At 51.7% G+C, this 14,663-nt stretch carries 11 protein-coding genes; 1 reads left to right on the forward strand and 10 read right to left on the reverse strand.

The features are described 5' to 3' along the window. Positions 1 to 236 precede the first annotated feature (236 nt). Together METMA_RS28040 and lnt are read right to left on the reverse strand one after the other, a co-directional pair. Positions 237 to 1,337, reverse strand: coding sequence for a triose-phosphate isomerase family protein (locus METMA_RS28040; protein WP_020159002.1), 1,101 nt, complete (start codon positions 1,335 to 1,337; stop codon positions 237 to 239). 329 nt (positions 1,338 to 1,666) lie between these two features. Then, the gene (lnt, locus tag METMA_RS0110270; RefSeq protein ID WP_020159004.1) at positions 1,667 to 3,235 is read right to left on the reverse strand and encodes an apolipoprotein N-acyltransferase; all 1,569 of its coding nucleotides are present in this window, start codon (positions 3,233 to 3,235) and stop codon (positions 1,667 to 1,669) included. Positions 3,236 to 3,392: 157 nt separating this feature from the next. On the opposite strand from lnt, the gene METMA_RS0110275 reads away from it, so the two are divergent. Continuing rightward, positions 3,393 to 5,783, forward strand: a complete 2,391-nt coding sequence (locus METMA_RS0110275) for a Lon protease family protein (RefSeq protein ID WP_027147213.1) — start codon at positions 3,393 to 3,395, stop codon at positions 5,781 to 5,783. A 47-nt stretch (positions 5,784 to 5,830) separates the two neighbouring features. On the opposite strand, the gene METMA_RS0110280 is transcribed toward METMA_RS0110275, so the two are convergent. The 8 genes from METMA_RS0110280 to METMA_RS0110320 all read right to left on the reverse strand — a co-directional run bounded on the left by METMA_RS0110280 (position 5,831) and on the right by METMA_RS0110320 (position 14,552). Continuing rightward, positions 5,831 to 6,490 carry an SPOR domain-containing protein gene (locus METMA_RS0110280; protein WP_027147214.1) on the reverse strand — a complete coding sequence of 220 codons (660 nt, stop codon included), beginning with the start codon at positions 6,488 to 6,490 and terminating at the stop codon, positions 5,831 to 5,833. A 3-nt stretch (positions 6,491 to 6,493) separates the two neighbouring features. After that, the gene (gene argS, locus METMA_RS0110285) at positions 6,494 to 8,254 is read right to left on the reverse strand and encodes an arginine--tRNA ligase (protein WP_020159007.1); all 1,761 of its coding nucleotides are present in this window, start codon (positions 8,252 to 8,254) and stop codon (positions 6,494 to 6,496) included. 75 nt (positions 8,255 to 8,329) lie between these two features. Next, positions 8,330 to 10,558 carry a primosomal protein N' gene (locus METMA_RS0110290; protein WP_027147215.1) on the reverse strand — a complete coding sequence of 743 codons (2,229 nt, stop codon included), beginning with the start codon at positions 10,556 to 10,558 and terminating at the stop codon, positions 8,330 to 8,332. A 332-nt stretch (positions 10,559 to 10,890) separates the two neighbouring features. After that, positions 10,891 to 11,733 (reverse strand): class I SAM-dependent methyltransferase, encoded by an 843-nt coding sequence (locus METMA_RS0110295; protein WP_020159009.1) that lies wholly within the window; start codon positions 11,731 to 11,733, stop codon positions 10,891 to 10,893. Positions 11,734 to 11,853: 120 nt separating this feature from the next. Further along, entirely contained in the window at positions 11,854 to 12,369 is a 516-nt protein-coding gene (locus METMA_RS0110300) for a disulfide bond formation protein B (RefSeq protein ID WP_027147216.1), read from the reverse strand. A gap of 14 nt (positions 12,370 to 12,383) precedes the next feature. Further along, positions 12,384 to 12,581: a hypothetical protein gene (locus tag METMA_RS0110305; protein ID WP_020159011.1), complete on the reverse strand. Its 198-nt coding sequence runs from the start codon at positions 12,579 to 12,581 to the stop codon at positions 12,384 to 12,386. Positions 12,582 to 12,858: 277 nt separating this feature from the next. Continuing rightward, positions 12,859 to 13,572: an SDR family oxidoreductase gene (locus tag METMA_RS0110315; RefSeq protein WP_020159013.1), complete on the reverse strand. Its 714-nt coding sequence runs from the start codon at positions 13,570 to 13,572 to the stop codon at positions 12,859 to 12,861. Then, entirely contained in the window at positions 13,560 to 14,552 is a 993-nt protein-coding gene (locus METMA_RS0110320) for an SPL family radical SAM protein (protein ID WP_020159014.1), read from the reverse strand. The genes METMA_RS0110315 and METMA_RS0110320 overlap by 13 nt, the downstream gene beginning before the upstream one ends. Positions 14,553 to 14,663 lie beyond the last annotated feature (111 nt).

The raw sequence follows: 14,663 nt of genomic DNA on the forward strand, positions 1-14,663 counted from the left end.
AAACAGTTACATAGCCAGTCATGCACTCGTTTGCGCGCTTCGAACATGAACAGAAATCCTGCCTCAATCGCGGGTCTTATTTCATTTCTTAATTATAGAGACTGGCATTAATTGCAGGGATTTTTAAGTTGATAGTGAGGGAGATGAATTCTTTAAGAAAATAGGGCAGTTCAAGAAATGGCTCGGCAACTTGGTTTAGTCAAATACAAGCGGTTGCCGGGCCATTGTTAATAATGTCAAGTATTTAAACCAAATCTTATTATCGAGGCAAAATCATTGGCTTTTAAGCTTGCCCCGCCAACCAGAGCACCGTCGACACCTGATATGTTCATGATGTCGACAATATTGTCCGGTTTTACGTTGCCGCCATAAAGAATTCTGATGTTTGAAGCGATTTGCTCGCCGTACAAGTCCATGATCAGATTTCTAATAAAGTCATGCACCTCCTTTATCTGTTCTAATGTGGCAGGCTTTGCGCCTTCACCGATAGCCCATACCGGTTCGTAAGCGATAATTACTTCGCTGACGGCCCTGGGTGAGACGACTTCAAACGCCATTCGTAATTGTCGGTCCAGCAGACTGAAAGTTTCGTTTGCCAATCTGGCTTCTCTGTTCTCACCACAACAAAGGATGACTTGTAGTCCTTGGCCCAGAGCGGCCTGGATTTTTAGCTGAATGGATTGATCGCTTTCCCCGGCTCGTTCTCTTAATTCCTCTTCTAAAAATCGGGTTAACCCGCTCAGGAGTTCATGATTCTCTTTGGCGACCAGATACTCCAAAGTTGCTATAACTTGCGCATCGGCGCCGTCTTTTGCTTTCAGTTTTTTCAACTTGTCGGAAAGAAAGCTGTCTGTCAGCCGTCTGGCGACACTGGAGGCAAATCCATAATATTTCCCAAGGTTGGCTCTGCGGTCCGAATGGCCAATGATGACGCGGTCGACACCAATGGCTCCCAGCATTTCGGGCGAAATTTCGCCAGTAAATGCGCCTTTGGATTCAAAAAACGTATCTTGTGCCAGCAGAAATACGTTTCTGCCTAAACCATATTCTGTCCGGAGAAAATCGGGTTTGATGTAATCGGCGAGGGTGGAAAGTCCTGTATGAGGAGGCGCAAGGCCTATATCGACGTCTCTGATTCCGCGGCAAATATCCAGGATTCTTGCCGTAAGGGCGACGCCCGACAGCGGAATCATATTCATTTTCCAATTACCGGCCAGAAACGGTCTGATCGCTCCGGGAATACCGACTTCGGCTTCGATTTTATGCCATTGATTTGCCGTTCTTTGGCGAAAATAATTCCTATATACCTTTGGGTTTGAATCTGCCGTTTTCTTCATGATTTTTTGTACCTTTTAGTCCAATATTAATTTCCGTATGAGGTTAGCCTCCTTACCCCATTAATAAAGCGCCTTGTGCTATCGGTAAAGTTGCATACGGCATTTCTCCAGCTGTGAGAATCCGCCTGTTTTAAGGCCGTCCGGAAAAATTCTCAGCCGGCATATAGCGGCACGAAGAACCTCATTTTGTTTCTTATTTTGTAATAGAGTGTCTCTGACTTTTCTTTCATTAATGCTAAATTTTAATGTCGGGTGTTTTCCCACCCCCTTGAACATTACACCTTACCGTTCCAGGAGAGCAAGAAATAGTTGAACAGGCTGGGCAAATTTCATTGTTTTTTAGAACGGTCACGGATGCCTATGCCGATGAGTGCAAGCAGTGCCGTCCAAAGCAGACCAGGCACTAGCCAGAACCATCGTTGATAGAAAGTCGAAGGCGGATTAGTCAGATAAGGGACTTCGTAAATGTCGGCCCAGGCCTGATGTAAAGGGGAGCGCTGCAGGATGTCTCCGGATGCCAGTGATACTGTTGAAACGCCGGTATTGGTTGCTCTGAGTACAGGCCTGCGAAATTCGACGCCTCGTGCCAGTGTCATATACATATGCTGATAAGGTTCCTGCCAGGTTCCGTACCAGGCATCATTGGTAACGTTAACGATAAATTGGGCGCCTAATTCGGCCAGCGAACGCGAGAATCCCGGGAACAGACTTTCGTAGCATATTTGCGGCCCCATTTTGTAGCCGTTCCAGTTCAATAAAGTGGAGGGGCCCCGGCCGCGGGCAAAATGCCCGGTCGGCGGCAGCCATTCGCGAATCTGCGGGAAAAATTGTTCACCGGGGATATATTCGCCGAAAGCCAGCAAAATGGATTTGCTGTAATGAGGCGGTACTATTTCTCCGGTCTTGTCCAGCACAAACAGTGAATTGGTAATCAATCCTGAGTCTCTGTCGACGCTATAGGCTCCGGTAATCAGCGGCAGTTCGCGTTCCTGAATGAAGCGACTTAATTGAGCAGGATGGGTATCGAATTTGAAAGCCTCCCCCAACAATGCCGGAAATGCTGTTTCGGGCCACAGTACAAAATCGACTTTGGATTCTGTCGTGTTAAGCGCCTGATCTGTCAGATCGGTATAGCGTCTGAGAATTTCCTGGCTATAGCCTTTGCCCAGTTCGGCAGCGAGCTTTTCCGAGTTGCCGATATTAGCCTGAACCAGTAATGCTTTAAAAGAGGCATCTGGCTCAGGGAGTCTGCTTTTAAGCCAAATTCCTCCTGCATTCAGTAACACAAATCCCCAGACTACGGTCAGCAAAATTTTTTTCCCGGCGGTTTGTTTGCGCTTTTGCCACGCGATATAAAGCGGCAGATTGCAGAGTAAGGTGACGGCACTGAGGCCACTGAAACCTATGATTTCAGCCCATTGATAAATGGGAACGCCGGCGCCGTACCAGGAATAACCGAAATTCCAGTCGAACAAGGTCAGTGAGTAGGCCTCACATAAAATAGTGATCAAAGCCATTAATGCCAGCGAAAGCGGTTCTGACCAGGCGAACCAGCGCCGCCCCAGAAACCACAAAACACCCGCCAAGGGTACAAACAAGTGCGCGATCAAGGCATAGAACAGCATGCCGAGGACAGCCACGGGCCAATCCAGATGCGCAAATTCATGTAAAAGATAAGTGACCCAGTTAAAGCCGATCAGCGTAAAAATAAAGGATGTGAGTAAGCCGCCCCAAAAAACGCCTTTCAGACTGGATTGCCGGTTCCAAAACATCCACAGCGGCACAAAACAGAATAATGACGCCCAAGGTGGGAAGGGAATATAACTGGTGCCTATAAAAATGCCGGACAGAACCGGTAATAACCAGAGACGGGTTTTGTTATCTGAAAGATTGTTCATATCAATTTATAGGGAAAAGTCTTATTGTACAGGCTATCCGTTTTAGCGTCTTTTCAGGGTGAGTTACGGAGAAACCTGATTCCGACTTATCGGAATTCCTCTGTAACAATGCTAGAATTGTCGATTCTCTTGCAACTTCCCGACGTTATTTTAATCCATGTCTATTACGCTAAAGCTTCCACTTGAATCGCTTAAATTAAATGTCGATTTGACGCATATTGAATTGCCGGAAGCGCCCAGGCTGCAAACGACTATTCTAGGCCAGTCGCGTGCCCAGTCGGCATTGGAATTCGGCGTCGCGATGCGCAATCCCGGTTACAATATTTTTGTCATGGGAGAATCCGGGACCGGACGGCTGAGCATGATCACCAACCATCTTGATACGATTGCGCAAGCGTTGCCCGCGCCGCCATCTTACGCGTATGTGGAAAATTTCGAGAATCCCAGGGAGCCGGTCAAGATTGAATTGCCGGCCGGATATGGGCAGGAACTCAGCAAGGATATCGAAAGATTGATCGATAATGTGCTGGTTACTTTTCCCGCCGCCTTTGAAAGTCCCGCTTATCAGCAAAAAAAGAGTGCCATTGAACGGCACTTTAACCAGCGCTACAACAGCGCTATCGATTTGGTCGATAAAAAGGCCCAGTCCCTGAACATCGCGCTGTTCAGACAGAGCGATTCGATTACCTTTGCTCCCATCATGGACGGTAAATCGCTGGATGAAGACCAGTTTACGCTACTGCCGCAAGCGGAACGCGAAGTCTTTCACAAGCACGTGGAAGAACTGGAGGAATATCTGAGCGATGTATTACTCGAGTTGCCCCAGTGGCGTCGGGCGATGGTGGAAAAATTCAAGCAACTTGATAAAGATACGATCAATCTGGCGATAGAGCCGCTATTTTCGGAATTGGAAGACAAATACCAGAATATTGATGATGCCGTTACGTTTTTGGCCGAAATCAAGAAAAACCTGACCGTCACGGTTACCGACAATTTGATGCCGGGACGCTCTCTGGAGCAGAAAGACATCTCCGCCAAGCGGCTCATGCTGACTGAATTGTATGGGCCTAATATTCTGGTCGATTACAAGCAGGACAGCGGGGCTCCGGTTATTTATGAATCGCATCCGGTTTATCAGAACCTGTTCGGGCGTATCGAATATGTCAGCGATCAAGGCACGCTGGTTACCAATTACCGCAGGATTTGCGCCGGTTGCCTGCATAGGGCCAATGGCGGTTATTTGATTCTGGATGCCGAAAAACTGCTGACTTACCCGTTCGTCTGGGAAGGGCTGAAACGGGCTTTACAATCGGACCGCATCGAAATCGAGTCGCCTTATTCTGAATTGGGCATTAATACGATCACCTTGAAACCCGAGGTGATCCCGTTGAATGTCAAAGTCATCCTGGTCGGTTCTCCCGAGATCTATTATCTGTTGGAAGAACTGGATAGCGAATTTAACGAGATGTTCAGAGTACTGGCCGATTTCGACAGCTATATACAATTGACCGACGAATCCATACAGCGCTTTGCCACGTTAATGATCAGGCAGGCCGCGGATTCCGGCGCCAAACCGCTGACGCGCGCCGCGATTGAAGGGTTGATAGAGCATAGTTGCCGGCTGTCCGAAAATCAGTATCATTTTTCCGCCCGCATCAATGACTCGCTGGACATTATCGGCGAAGCCAATCTGTTTTGCCATAAAGCCCAGGCCGACCAGATTGACCGGGTGCATGTCGAACAGGCGTTAGCGGCAAGAGAGCAGCGTAACGGCAGACTGTCCCAGGACGTCCTCGAGGAGATGCTCGTCGGTACGATACTGATCGATACCGAAGGTTCGGCGATCGGCAAAATTAACGGATTAACGGTGCTGGAAGTGGGGGGCAGCAGCTTTGGAGCGCCCGCGCGCATTACCACGACCGTTTATCCAGGCTCCCGAGGCATTGTCGATATAGAGCGCGAGGCCGAACTGGGGCAGTCCATACACTCGAAAGGCGTAATGATCCTGACCGGTTATCTGGGTCACTGTTACGCCCAGCAATTCCCATTGGCCATCTCAGCCAGTATCGCCATCGAGCAATCCTATGGCTATATCGATGGCGACAGCGCGGCACTGGCGGAACTTTGCTGCCTGATTTCGGCATTGACTCGCACGCCGATCAAGCAAACGTTTGCCGTGACCGGTTCGATTAACCAATACGGCGAAGTCCAGGCGGTAGGCGGCATCAATGAAAAAATAGAAGGATTTTTCCGGCTATGCCAGGCGCGCGGCCTCAATGGCCAGCATGCGGTCATTATCCCGGCCGCCAATAAGCGCAACCTGATGCTAAAGCAGGAAGTCGTGGATGCGGTTGCTCAGAGCTTGTTTGCCGTTTATGCCGTGTCCAATGTCAATGAAGCCCTGGAATTGCTGACCGACCAGCCGGCCGGGGCATTGGACAGCGAAGGCAACTACCCTGAAAACAGCATTAATTACAAAGCCATCTTCAGATTGAAAGAGATCTCCGATATGGCGCTTGACGAGGATAAAGAGGACGATGCGTCCTGATAATCCACCAGTAGCGCGGCGCTGTGCCACAGTCGCCACGCGATAGGTTAACGGCCGGATTCGGTGACGATGGCATCGATGCCGTTTTGTCTTAGCCGGGTTCTGATCGTGCTAACGCTGGTCATGTGGGCATAAGGCCCCATTTTTACCCGATACCAGACCGTACTGCCTACCTTGGCTTTTTCGACCCGCGATTCAATACCCATCAAGGCCAGCTTGGCCCTTAGTTTATCGGCTTCCTGAAACGCCCTGAAAGAACCGGCCTGCACCATATATTGAGTGCCGTTATCAGAAATTCCCAGGATTGGCGTCGTGGCGTTTTGTGGCGTTTTGCTCTTGCCGATCAACTCTTCCCGGGCCCGGGTTTTAATCTCGTAATCAGGCACGACCACTTCTTTTTGGGGCAGAATGGTATAAAAATCAAACCGCGGCGGCTGATGCGCCGGTGCAGGCGTTTTCTGCTGCTGAGCGGGCTCTTTTTTTACCGGCTCGCTTTTGGCGGGCTGCGCCTCCGAAAGCGCTACCGGTTGCAGGTCGCTCTGCGTTGAGCCCGTGCTGCGCAAATAAACCAGAAAGACGACAAATGCAATAATCAACGCCGTAATCAGCATCCATTTAAAAACACCAAGATTCTCTTGATGGCCTGGTTTTTGCCCGCGCGGCGCTGTTTTTCCTCTCTGGGTTCTATTTTTGTAATCTATGGCCATATATCACATTGATTCGGGCGTATTGATCTTCAACAGTCCCAGGCCGTTCGCCAGAACCTGTTTTACAGCACAGATCAAGTTCAACCTGGCGTCGCGGAGCCGGGCATCATCAACAAGGAATTGATGCGCGTTATAGTAAGTATGAAACTCCGTGGCCAGTTCACGCAGATATTGGATCAGCTGATGCGGCTCATACTGCAATGCCGCGCGCTCCAGGACTTCGGGATAGCGCGCCAGCGTCCCTACCAGACTGATTTCGTGGTCTTCGGTCAACCGGTCCAGATTGTCCATACCCTGCAACAGGTTTCTCTCCCAATCTTTTTCATCCAGTTGACGCAATACGCTGCACACGCGGGCATAGGCATATTGCACATAAAATACCGGGTTTTCATTGGATCGGGTGGTCGCCAGTTTCAAATCGAAATCCATATGCTGTTCCGACCGGCGCATGACATAAAAGAAACGCGCCGCATCCTTGCCGACTTCGTTGCGCAATTGCCGCAACGTGACAAATTCGCCGGAACGCGTGGACATCTGGACCTTTTCCTCACCCCGGTACAGCACCGCGAACTGCACCAGCAATACCTTGAGTTTTGATTCATCGGCGCCCAGCGCGGTCATGGCAGCCCTGACCCGGGGAATATAGCCGTGGTGGTCGGCACCCCAGATATTGATGATGCGGTCGAAGCCCCGATCCAGCTTGTTCATGTGGTAGGCGATATCGGAGGCAAAATAGGTGGTCTGGCCGTTTTCCCTGACCACGACCCGGTCTTTTTCATCGCCCAGCCTGGACGAGGCAAACCAAGTGGCGCCGTCTTTTTCATAAAGATGGCCGCCGGCGCGCAGGCGTTCCAATGCTTGCTCCACGGAGCCGTCTTCCATTAGCTGGCACTCCGAGAACCATTCCTGATATTCGACACCGAATTCTTGCAGGTCAAGCTTGATATCCGCCAGAATCGTGTTCAAGCCGATCTGGAAAAAGTCCCGGTACAGTGACGGCCCGAGCAAGGTTTTGGCTCTGGCGATCAGGGCATCGATATGAGCTTCCTTATCGCCGCCCTGCGGCTCGTCGGCCGGTATGTTTTCCAATACCAGTTCCGCCGGCCGGCGGTATTCGTTGCCGGCATTTTTGTGAATATCCCAGGCAATTTCGCGTACATATTCGCCGCGATAGCCGTTACTGGGAAAATTGACGACCTCGCCGCATTCCTCCAGATATCTGAGCCAGATACTGGTCGCGAGTATATCCATCTGACGGCCCGCATCGTTGACATAGTATTCGCGGTGCACATCAAAACCGGCCGCCTGCAGCAAATCGGCAACGACCGAGCCGTAAGCGGCGCCACGGCCATGGCCTACATGCAGGGGGCCGGTCGGATTGGCGGAAACAAACTCCACCTGAACCTTTTGACCGGCGCCGACGGTGCTCAAGCCGAAGTGGCGGCCTTCGTCATGGATTTGTTTGATAACTTGGTACTGAGCATTGGCATTGACAAAAAAATTGATAAACCCGGGGCCGGCCAGTTCAACCTTGGTAATCGCTTCATGCCGCGGCAGTGCGGCAATTACCTGCTCGGCCAATTGTCTGGGGTTTAATCTCGCCTGCTTTGCCAGCATTAATGCCAGATTGGAAGCAAAATCGCCATGTTGCGGATCACGGCTGCGGTCAATATTAATACGCGGGGTAATCTCCTGACTCAGAACACCTTGGTTTTTAAGTGTTTCAACAGCTTGCAGGATCAGTGCCTCTATTTGTTGTTTCATTGCTTAATGCACTAGGTAGGTCAAATGAGTGGCACATTATCCATGAAAATCATCTAATTATCCATCCAAACAACATCAATACAAATCCACAGGATCGATATCCAGCGACCAGCGTACTTTCTTGGCCTGCTTGAGTTTTTCAATCTCCGGCATCAGCGTATCGAGCAAGCCATGCAAGTCTTGACGCTTTGAGCTCTGAAACAGCAATTGATAGCGGTAAAGTCCTGCGCGCTTGGTCATGGGCGCCGGAACCGGTCCTAAAATCTGGATGTGCCCGCGGCTGTATTGCCGCGCCAGTTTGCCGATAGCTTCCAGAAATAGCGGCGGCATCTTGTCGTCAAGAGCCTGCGCCCTTAGCAGCGCCTGATAGCTGAAAGGCGGCAATGAGGCCTCTTTACGTTCCGCCAGTGCCGTTCTGGCGAAATCGCTATAGCCCTGCCTGATCAATGTCGTCAGCAACGGATGTTCGGGCTTGCGGGTCTGCATGATTACTTTGCCGGGCTTTTCGGCGCGCCCGGCCCGCCCCGACACCTGCACGATCATCTGCGCCAGTTTTTCGGCGGCATGAAAATCGATGCTGAACAGGCCGCTGTCGACATCGAGAATCGCCACCAGCGTTACATTCGGAAAGTGATGGCCTTTAGCCAGCATCTGCGTGCCCAGAATGATATCCACGCGGCCCTGACTGATCTGTTGCAGGTATTTTTCCAGCGCCCCCTTGCGCTGCGTGGAGTCGCGATCCAGACGCACGACCGTTCTATCGGGAAACAGCGCGGCCAGCACTTTTTCGACACGCTCGGTGCCCATGCCCAGCGGCGTCAGTTCGCCGGTTTTGCAGGCCGGACACCGTTGAATCAAGGGCTGTTCCTTGCCGCAATGATGGCAGCGCAGCAACCCTTCATCATAATGAATGACCAGATTGGCATCGCAACGCCGGCAGCGCCCAACCCAGCCGCAACCATGGCAGATCAGCGTCGGCGCATAGCCGCGCCGGTTCAGAAACAGCAGGACCTGTTCGTTTCGGGCCAGGGTTTTTCTGATATCCTCGATCAGCGCTTCGGACAGGCCTTCCTGCATGCGTTTGTTGCGGATATCGAGCAACTGCAGGACCGGCGCCGTGGCATTGCCGGCCCTTTCCGGCAGATGCAGAAAACGGTAACGGCGCTGGTCGACATTGTGCAGGCTTTCCAATGACGGTGTCGCGGAACCGAGTAAAACCGGAATGTTCAGCAGCTTACCGCGGACGACCGCGACATCGCGCGCCGAAAAGCGAAAGCCCTCCTGTTGCTTGAACGAGGCATCATGCTCTTCATCGAGAATAATCAGGCCGGGCTTTTTCAGCGGTGTGAACAAGGCCGAACGGGTGCCCAGCAATATCGAGCAAGCGCCTTGCTGCATCGAGAGCCAGGCGTTTTGCCGCTGCCCATCCGTCAGTTTCGAGTGGGAGATGGCGATGGTGACGGCAAAGCGCTGCCGGAATCGTTCTTCCAGTTGCGGCGTGAGCGTGATTTCCGGCAGCAATACCAGCACTTGCTGGCCGCGTTCGAGCACATGGCGGATAATCTGCATGTACACTTCGGTCTTGCCGCTGCCGGTCACTCCCTCCAGCAAAAAAACGCCGAACTGGTCCAGCGATTCGCGGACCGCGGCAATCGCCGCCTGCTGGTGCGGATTGGATTGCAGCGCGCTGTCACGAACCAGTAAGTCCGCGTCGGCGGGGGCGTCTCCGGATTGATCGATCCGTAACAGTTGCTTATCGATTAAGGCTTTCACGGCCGGCCGCCAGTTTTCATTCCATAACGACAACTCGGTTTCAGACAGCCGCCCGGCATGGCTCTGAAATTTTTCCAGGACGCTTTTCTGTTTGGGGGCGCGGTTCAACCGACTGCTATCGATGGTTTGGCCTTCCTCTGTCAGGACATAGCACTTTTCAACATGCAGCTCGGCCGGTTTGCCCTGACGCAGCGAGACCGGAAAGGCGGCGCTGAAGACTTCACCTATCGGATGATGATAATAGCTGCTGGCCCAATGCAACAGGCGCAAGTCTTTGACCGACAATAACGGTTCGTTGTCCAGAATACGGGCAATGCGCTTTAGTTTGCTGTTATCGAATTCGCTGTGGTGTGTTATGGCAATCAGAAAAGCGATTTTGCTGCCTTTGCCGAACGGCACCTCCAGGCGTATGCCGGGAAGGAGCGGGCCCGGTCCGGGGTCGAGCGGGGCAAGATAATCAAATAATCGATAGAGTGGCGCGGGAATGGCGACCCTGAAGATCAGTTCTTTCCCGCCGTGCGACTTAGCCATGGTATTCAAATGGGATTTATATTTATTGTGAGGCAATGCTCTCTGCCACCGTACGCTTAAACGGATCTGGAGATTGAGTTATCCACAAAAGCTGTGGATAACTCTGTGGGTAAACGATGATTAAAATAGGCTTAATGACCGTTTTTTATTACCGTTTTTGCATCCTGTGATTTTAGGGGGTAATAATATTTATTTATATTTCAATTGCTTATTAATCAATATAAGCCGCTGTGCCGCGATTGCCGAACCTTGTCGGCTGAATTTATTTGATGGCGATTTAATGTGTATATTTAACGAAGATCATGGCGCGGCCAGTCAAACTGTATCCGATTTTAAACGGGTGACAGGCCGGCGGCTCTATAAAATGCCTGTATGGGCTTGATGAACTTAATCGTCATCCTGTCGCTTTCACCGATCTCCAGGTATTTTTCGCGGTCCTGATCCTTGAGCCTTAAAGACGGCGGCAGGGTCCAGACGCCTTTAGGATAATCCTTCGTATCCTTGCTGTTGGCGTTGATCTCGGATTTGGCCAAAAACTCAAAGCCCGCGTTTCTGGCCAGGGCAATAACATAGTCCTCGCTGACATAACCCGATGCCCCTGTAAAATCCTGCGGCTTTTTAGAGGAGCCTCTGTGCTCCACGACGCCCAGAATACCCCCGGGTTTCAAGGCCTTATACATGGCGTTGAATACGGCCGCCGCCTGACCGTTTTGCATCCAGTTATGCACGTTGCGGAATGTCAAAATCCGATCGGCCGAGTTATCCGGCGCAATTTTCAGCGCCTCGGGCGGTTGTAGCTCTGTCAGCTCGACTTTACCGTACAGGTCCGGCTGCTTGCTCAGTTTAGTCACATAGTTTTTCAGGCTTTTCTGGTAGTAAGGCAGTTCGGCATCGGCAGAAAAATGCGCCGCATACAGTTTGCCGTGCTCTTTCAAATAGGGCGCAAGGATTTCCGTATACCAGCCGTCCCCGGGCCAGATTTCGACCACGGTCATATCTTCCTTAACATCGAAGAACTCCAGTGTCTGCCGCGGATGCCGGTATTGGTCCCGGGCTTTGTGCTCGGCGGGGCGATGTGCGCCGGCAATCACCTTGGACAACGGGGCGGTCTCGCCGGCAGCCTGAACGGATGAAAAGCCGCCAACCAGCAGCAATGCCAATAAAATTTTTTTCATTATTTGATCTCGCTTGTTTTATGTGGCTAACAATAAATTTTGAGGTAATTATAGTGTAGCTGGAGTTTGGCGGCGCGTGTCGGCTACCGGTTGTTTCCGCGGATTGCCAGCTCCGCCGGTTTATGACTTGGGCCAGTTATTCTCGGGATTCCAGATTTGCAGCAGACTCAATAGCGCCAGCATGATAAAGGCGATCAAGGTCCATTCGGGAATGCTCAAGCCCAGCATGGTCCATGACACTTCGGCGCAATCGCCGGTGCCGCTCAGCATTAATTTGATGGTTTCGGACAGCGGGAAATTCTCGAACACATACTCGAGCCCAGGGCCGCATTCCGGTATCTTATCGGGCGGCAAATGCTGCAGCCAGACATGGCGCGTTGAAATGGAAGCGCCGCCCAGCGCCACCAGCGCGCCGAAAACCGCATAAATTTTTATGCCGGTCCGCTCGGGATTGTGTAGCGCCGCGATCAAAAACACGATGCCGGTCAATAAAATGGCGATACGCTGCGAAATGCACAGCGGACAGGGCTCCTGCTCTTCAATAAACTGCAGGTAAGCGCCTATCGCCAGCAGTGCGGCGCAACCGAGGAAGCCCAAAAAAAACCAGATTCTCGAATTCAATTTTAATTTATACATGCTCAATTTCTTCATTAAATAATCATAATTCCCTTGCCAGGCTCATGTTCCAGGGCATTGCCTGTGTTCAGATTATGCTCTTTCTCACCGATTGCAAACTGCAATTCCTTGCCTGATGCCTTATCGATAACGCCAAAAAGGATTTGGTCGTCAATAATTTCCCTGTTTATATAGGATGCGCCTCCTGGAGCGCCTGCTTTTGGTCGGCGCATCCTATGCAAGATGCTAATTTCAGGAGGCCATTTTTAACCAAATCCTAAAGGAACGTGAATTTTATAATGCCCGCAACTGACTTGTCTTGCCGTCCCTCTTCGGCATTGCCTTCAGGGATGTAGGTAGAGCACCAACAGTAGGCGCTTTAGGCGACGCAGGAGCAGTTGCCGACGACTGCACGGACAGGAACAGAAACCCTGCCTCAATCGCGGGTCTTATTTCATTCGCGCTTTTAATCATGCCGGCTGCTTTAAGAAGGCGGAATCCACAATTCATTCATTTTTTAAATTTGACAACCTTGTTCATGGGATTCAGGTTGATCTCGTCTATGACGATCTCGCTGCGCGCATTAAGCACGTAGGCGACCGTTTCCGCGACATCCTCGGGCAACAGGTAATTGCTGGCCTCATCGCCCGGTTCAAAGGCCAGTTGTTCAAAGAATTCCGTTTTGACCATGCCCGGGTTGATCAGGCAGACGCGCACATGGCTTCTGCCGCACTCTTCGCGCAGCGCCTGGGTAAAACCGCGCATAGCGAACTTGCTGGCGCAATAGACCGCGCCCTTGCGGCTGCCTTTCAGCGCCGCCTCGGAACCGATAAAAATGAGATCGCCGCGCGCTTTGCGCTTCAGCGAAGGCAGCAGGGCGCGCGTCAGAAAAGCCTGGCTGGTAAAGTTCAAGGCCATGAGCGCTTCGATCTGTTCGTAGGAAAATTCCTCGACCGAGCCGAATTGTCCGCGGCCGGCGGAAAAGACCACGGCATCGATGTCGGGAAAAGCCTGCGCCAGTTCACGCAGCTTTTGCGGCAGTTCAGGCAATCGGCTCAAATCCATCTGCACCGGGCTGAAATTCGCCATGGGGCGGCTGAAGCGCGTGCGGTCGCGCGACAGGCCGATCACATGATGGCCTTGATCCAGCAGGTTTCTGGCGATGGCACGGCCTATGCCCGAACTGGCGCCCGTAACCAGCACGGTGCGTTTTATAGCGTGCATGGGAAAAATTTGTTTTGAGGCATAAAGGCTAATAATTGTTCCGTACAGTATTGCATCATTTCCTGTTCCAGTTCCTGGCGGTAGGAGATCATGCCTTTCTGACTGACCATCGGGCCCGAGAACAGTTTTTCCTCGGGATACAGTTTGTGCAGTTTTTTAAAATAGCTCTCCGGCAATCTGAAGACGCCCAGACTGACCGAATGCAGACGGTTTAAATCAATGCGCGCAAACACCTGTTCGAACAATTGCCGGTACTGCTGCCGGTAGCCGGTCTGATAAATCAGCGGGTCGAAACGCAGGCCTACCTGCCAGCCCTGCTCCTGCAATTTAACTAGCGCCTCAAGGCGGCGTTGTACCGATGGCGCCCTGGCCTCGACTTTGGCTGCTACCGCATCGGGCGACAGGCTAAAGGCGACGATACAGCGCGGTATCGGCTCGCGCGCCAGCAGGCTTCTGATCTGCGTGCTTTTGGTTCTCAGTTCCAGCCAGGCATTCGGAAGGGTCTCGAACACCGGCAGAAACTGCCCGGCAAAATGCGTGACCGGCTCCAACGCCAGGCTGTCGCAATCATAGCCCGAGAAAAAATGTATGGGTTCGGCCGGGGTGGCGTTGCACAACTGCCTGATTTCCTGCTGGAAATCCTCGTAATTGACAAACAGTACGTAATTGGCCGATTGATACATGCCTTGCAGAAAACAGTAGCGGCAATCATACAAACAATTCAGCATGTGCGAAAAATAATAATTCCTGCTCGCGCCGATGCCATAGCCGGTGGGTGCCTCGAGCACGAAGTTTTTATATTTCTCGGCCAGTATCAGGGCCGGTTGCTGTTTTTGCAGCCGGAAGTTCTGGGCCTTGGGGTTGAACACCTGGGCGTAGCGCTCACAGGTGATGATCCGGGCGTGCGGGAAACGGGCGGTAATGTCGATAACGCGGGCGTGCTTGCGGATGTTTTCTTCGATATAAATGGTTTCAATCATGGGCTCTGTGATTTGGCGAGCGCTTAAGTCAGCACGGCGGGGTATATCTTAAAAGACTTGTGATTGATTGCACAGTCCCTATATAGGTTAAAATACTTTTAACCCTAACCA

The organism is Methylobacter marinus A45, assembly GCF_000383855.1.
GTDB lineage: Bacteria > Pseudomonadota > Gammaproteobacteria > Methylococcales > Methylomonadaceae > Methylobacter > Methylobacter marinus.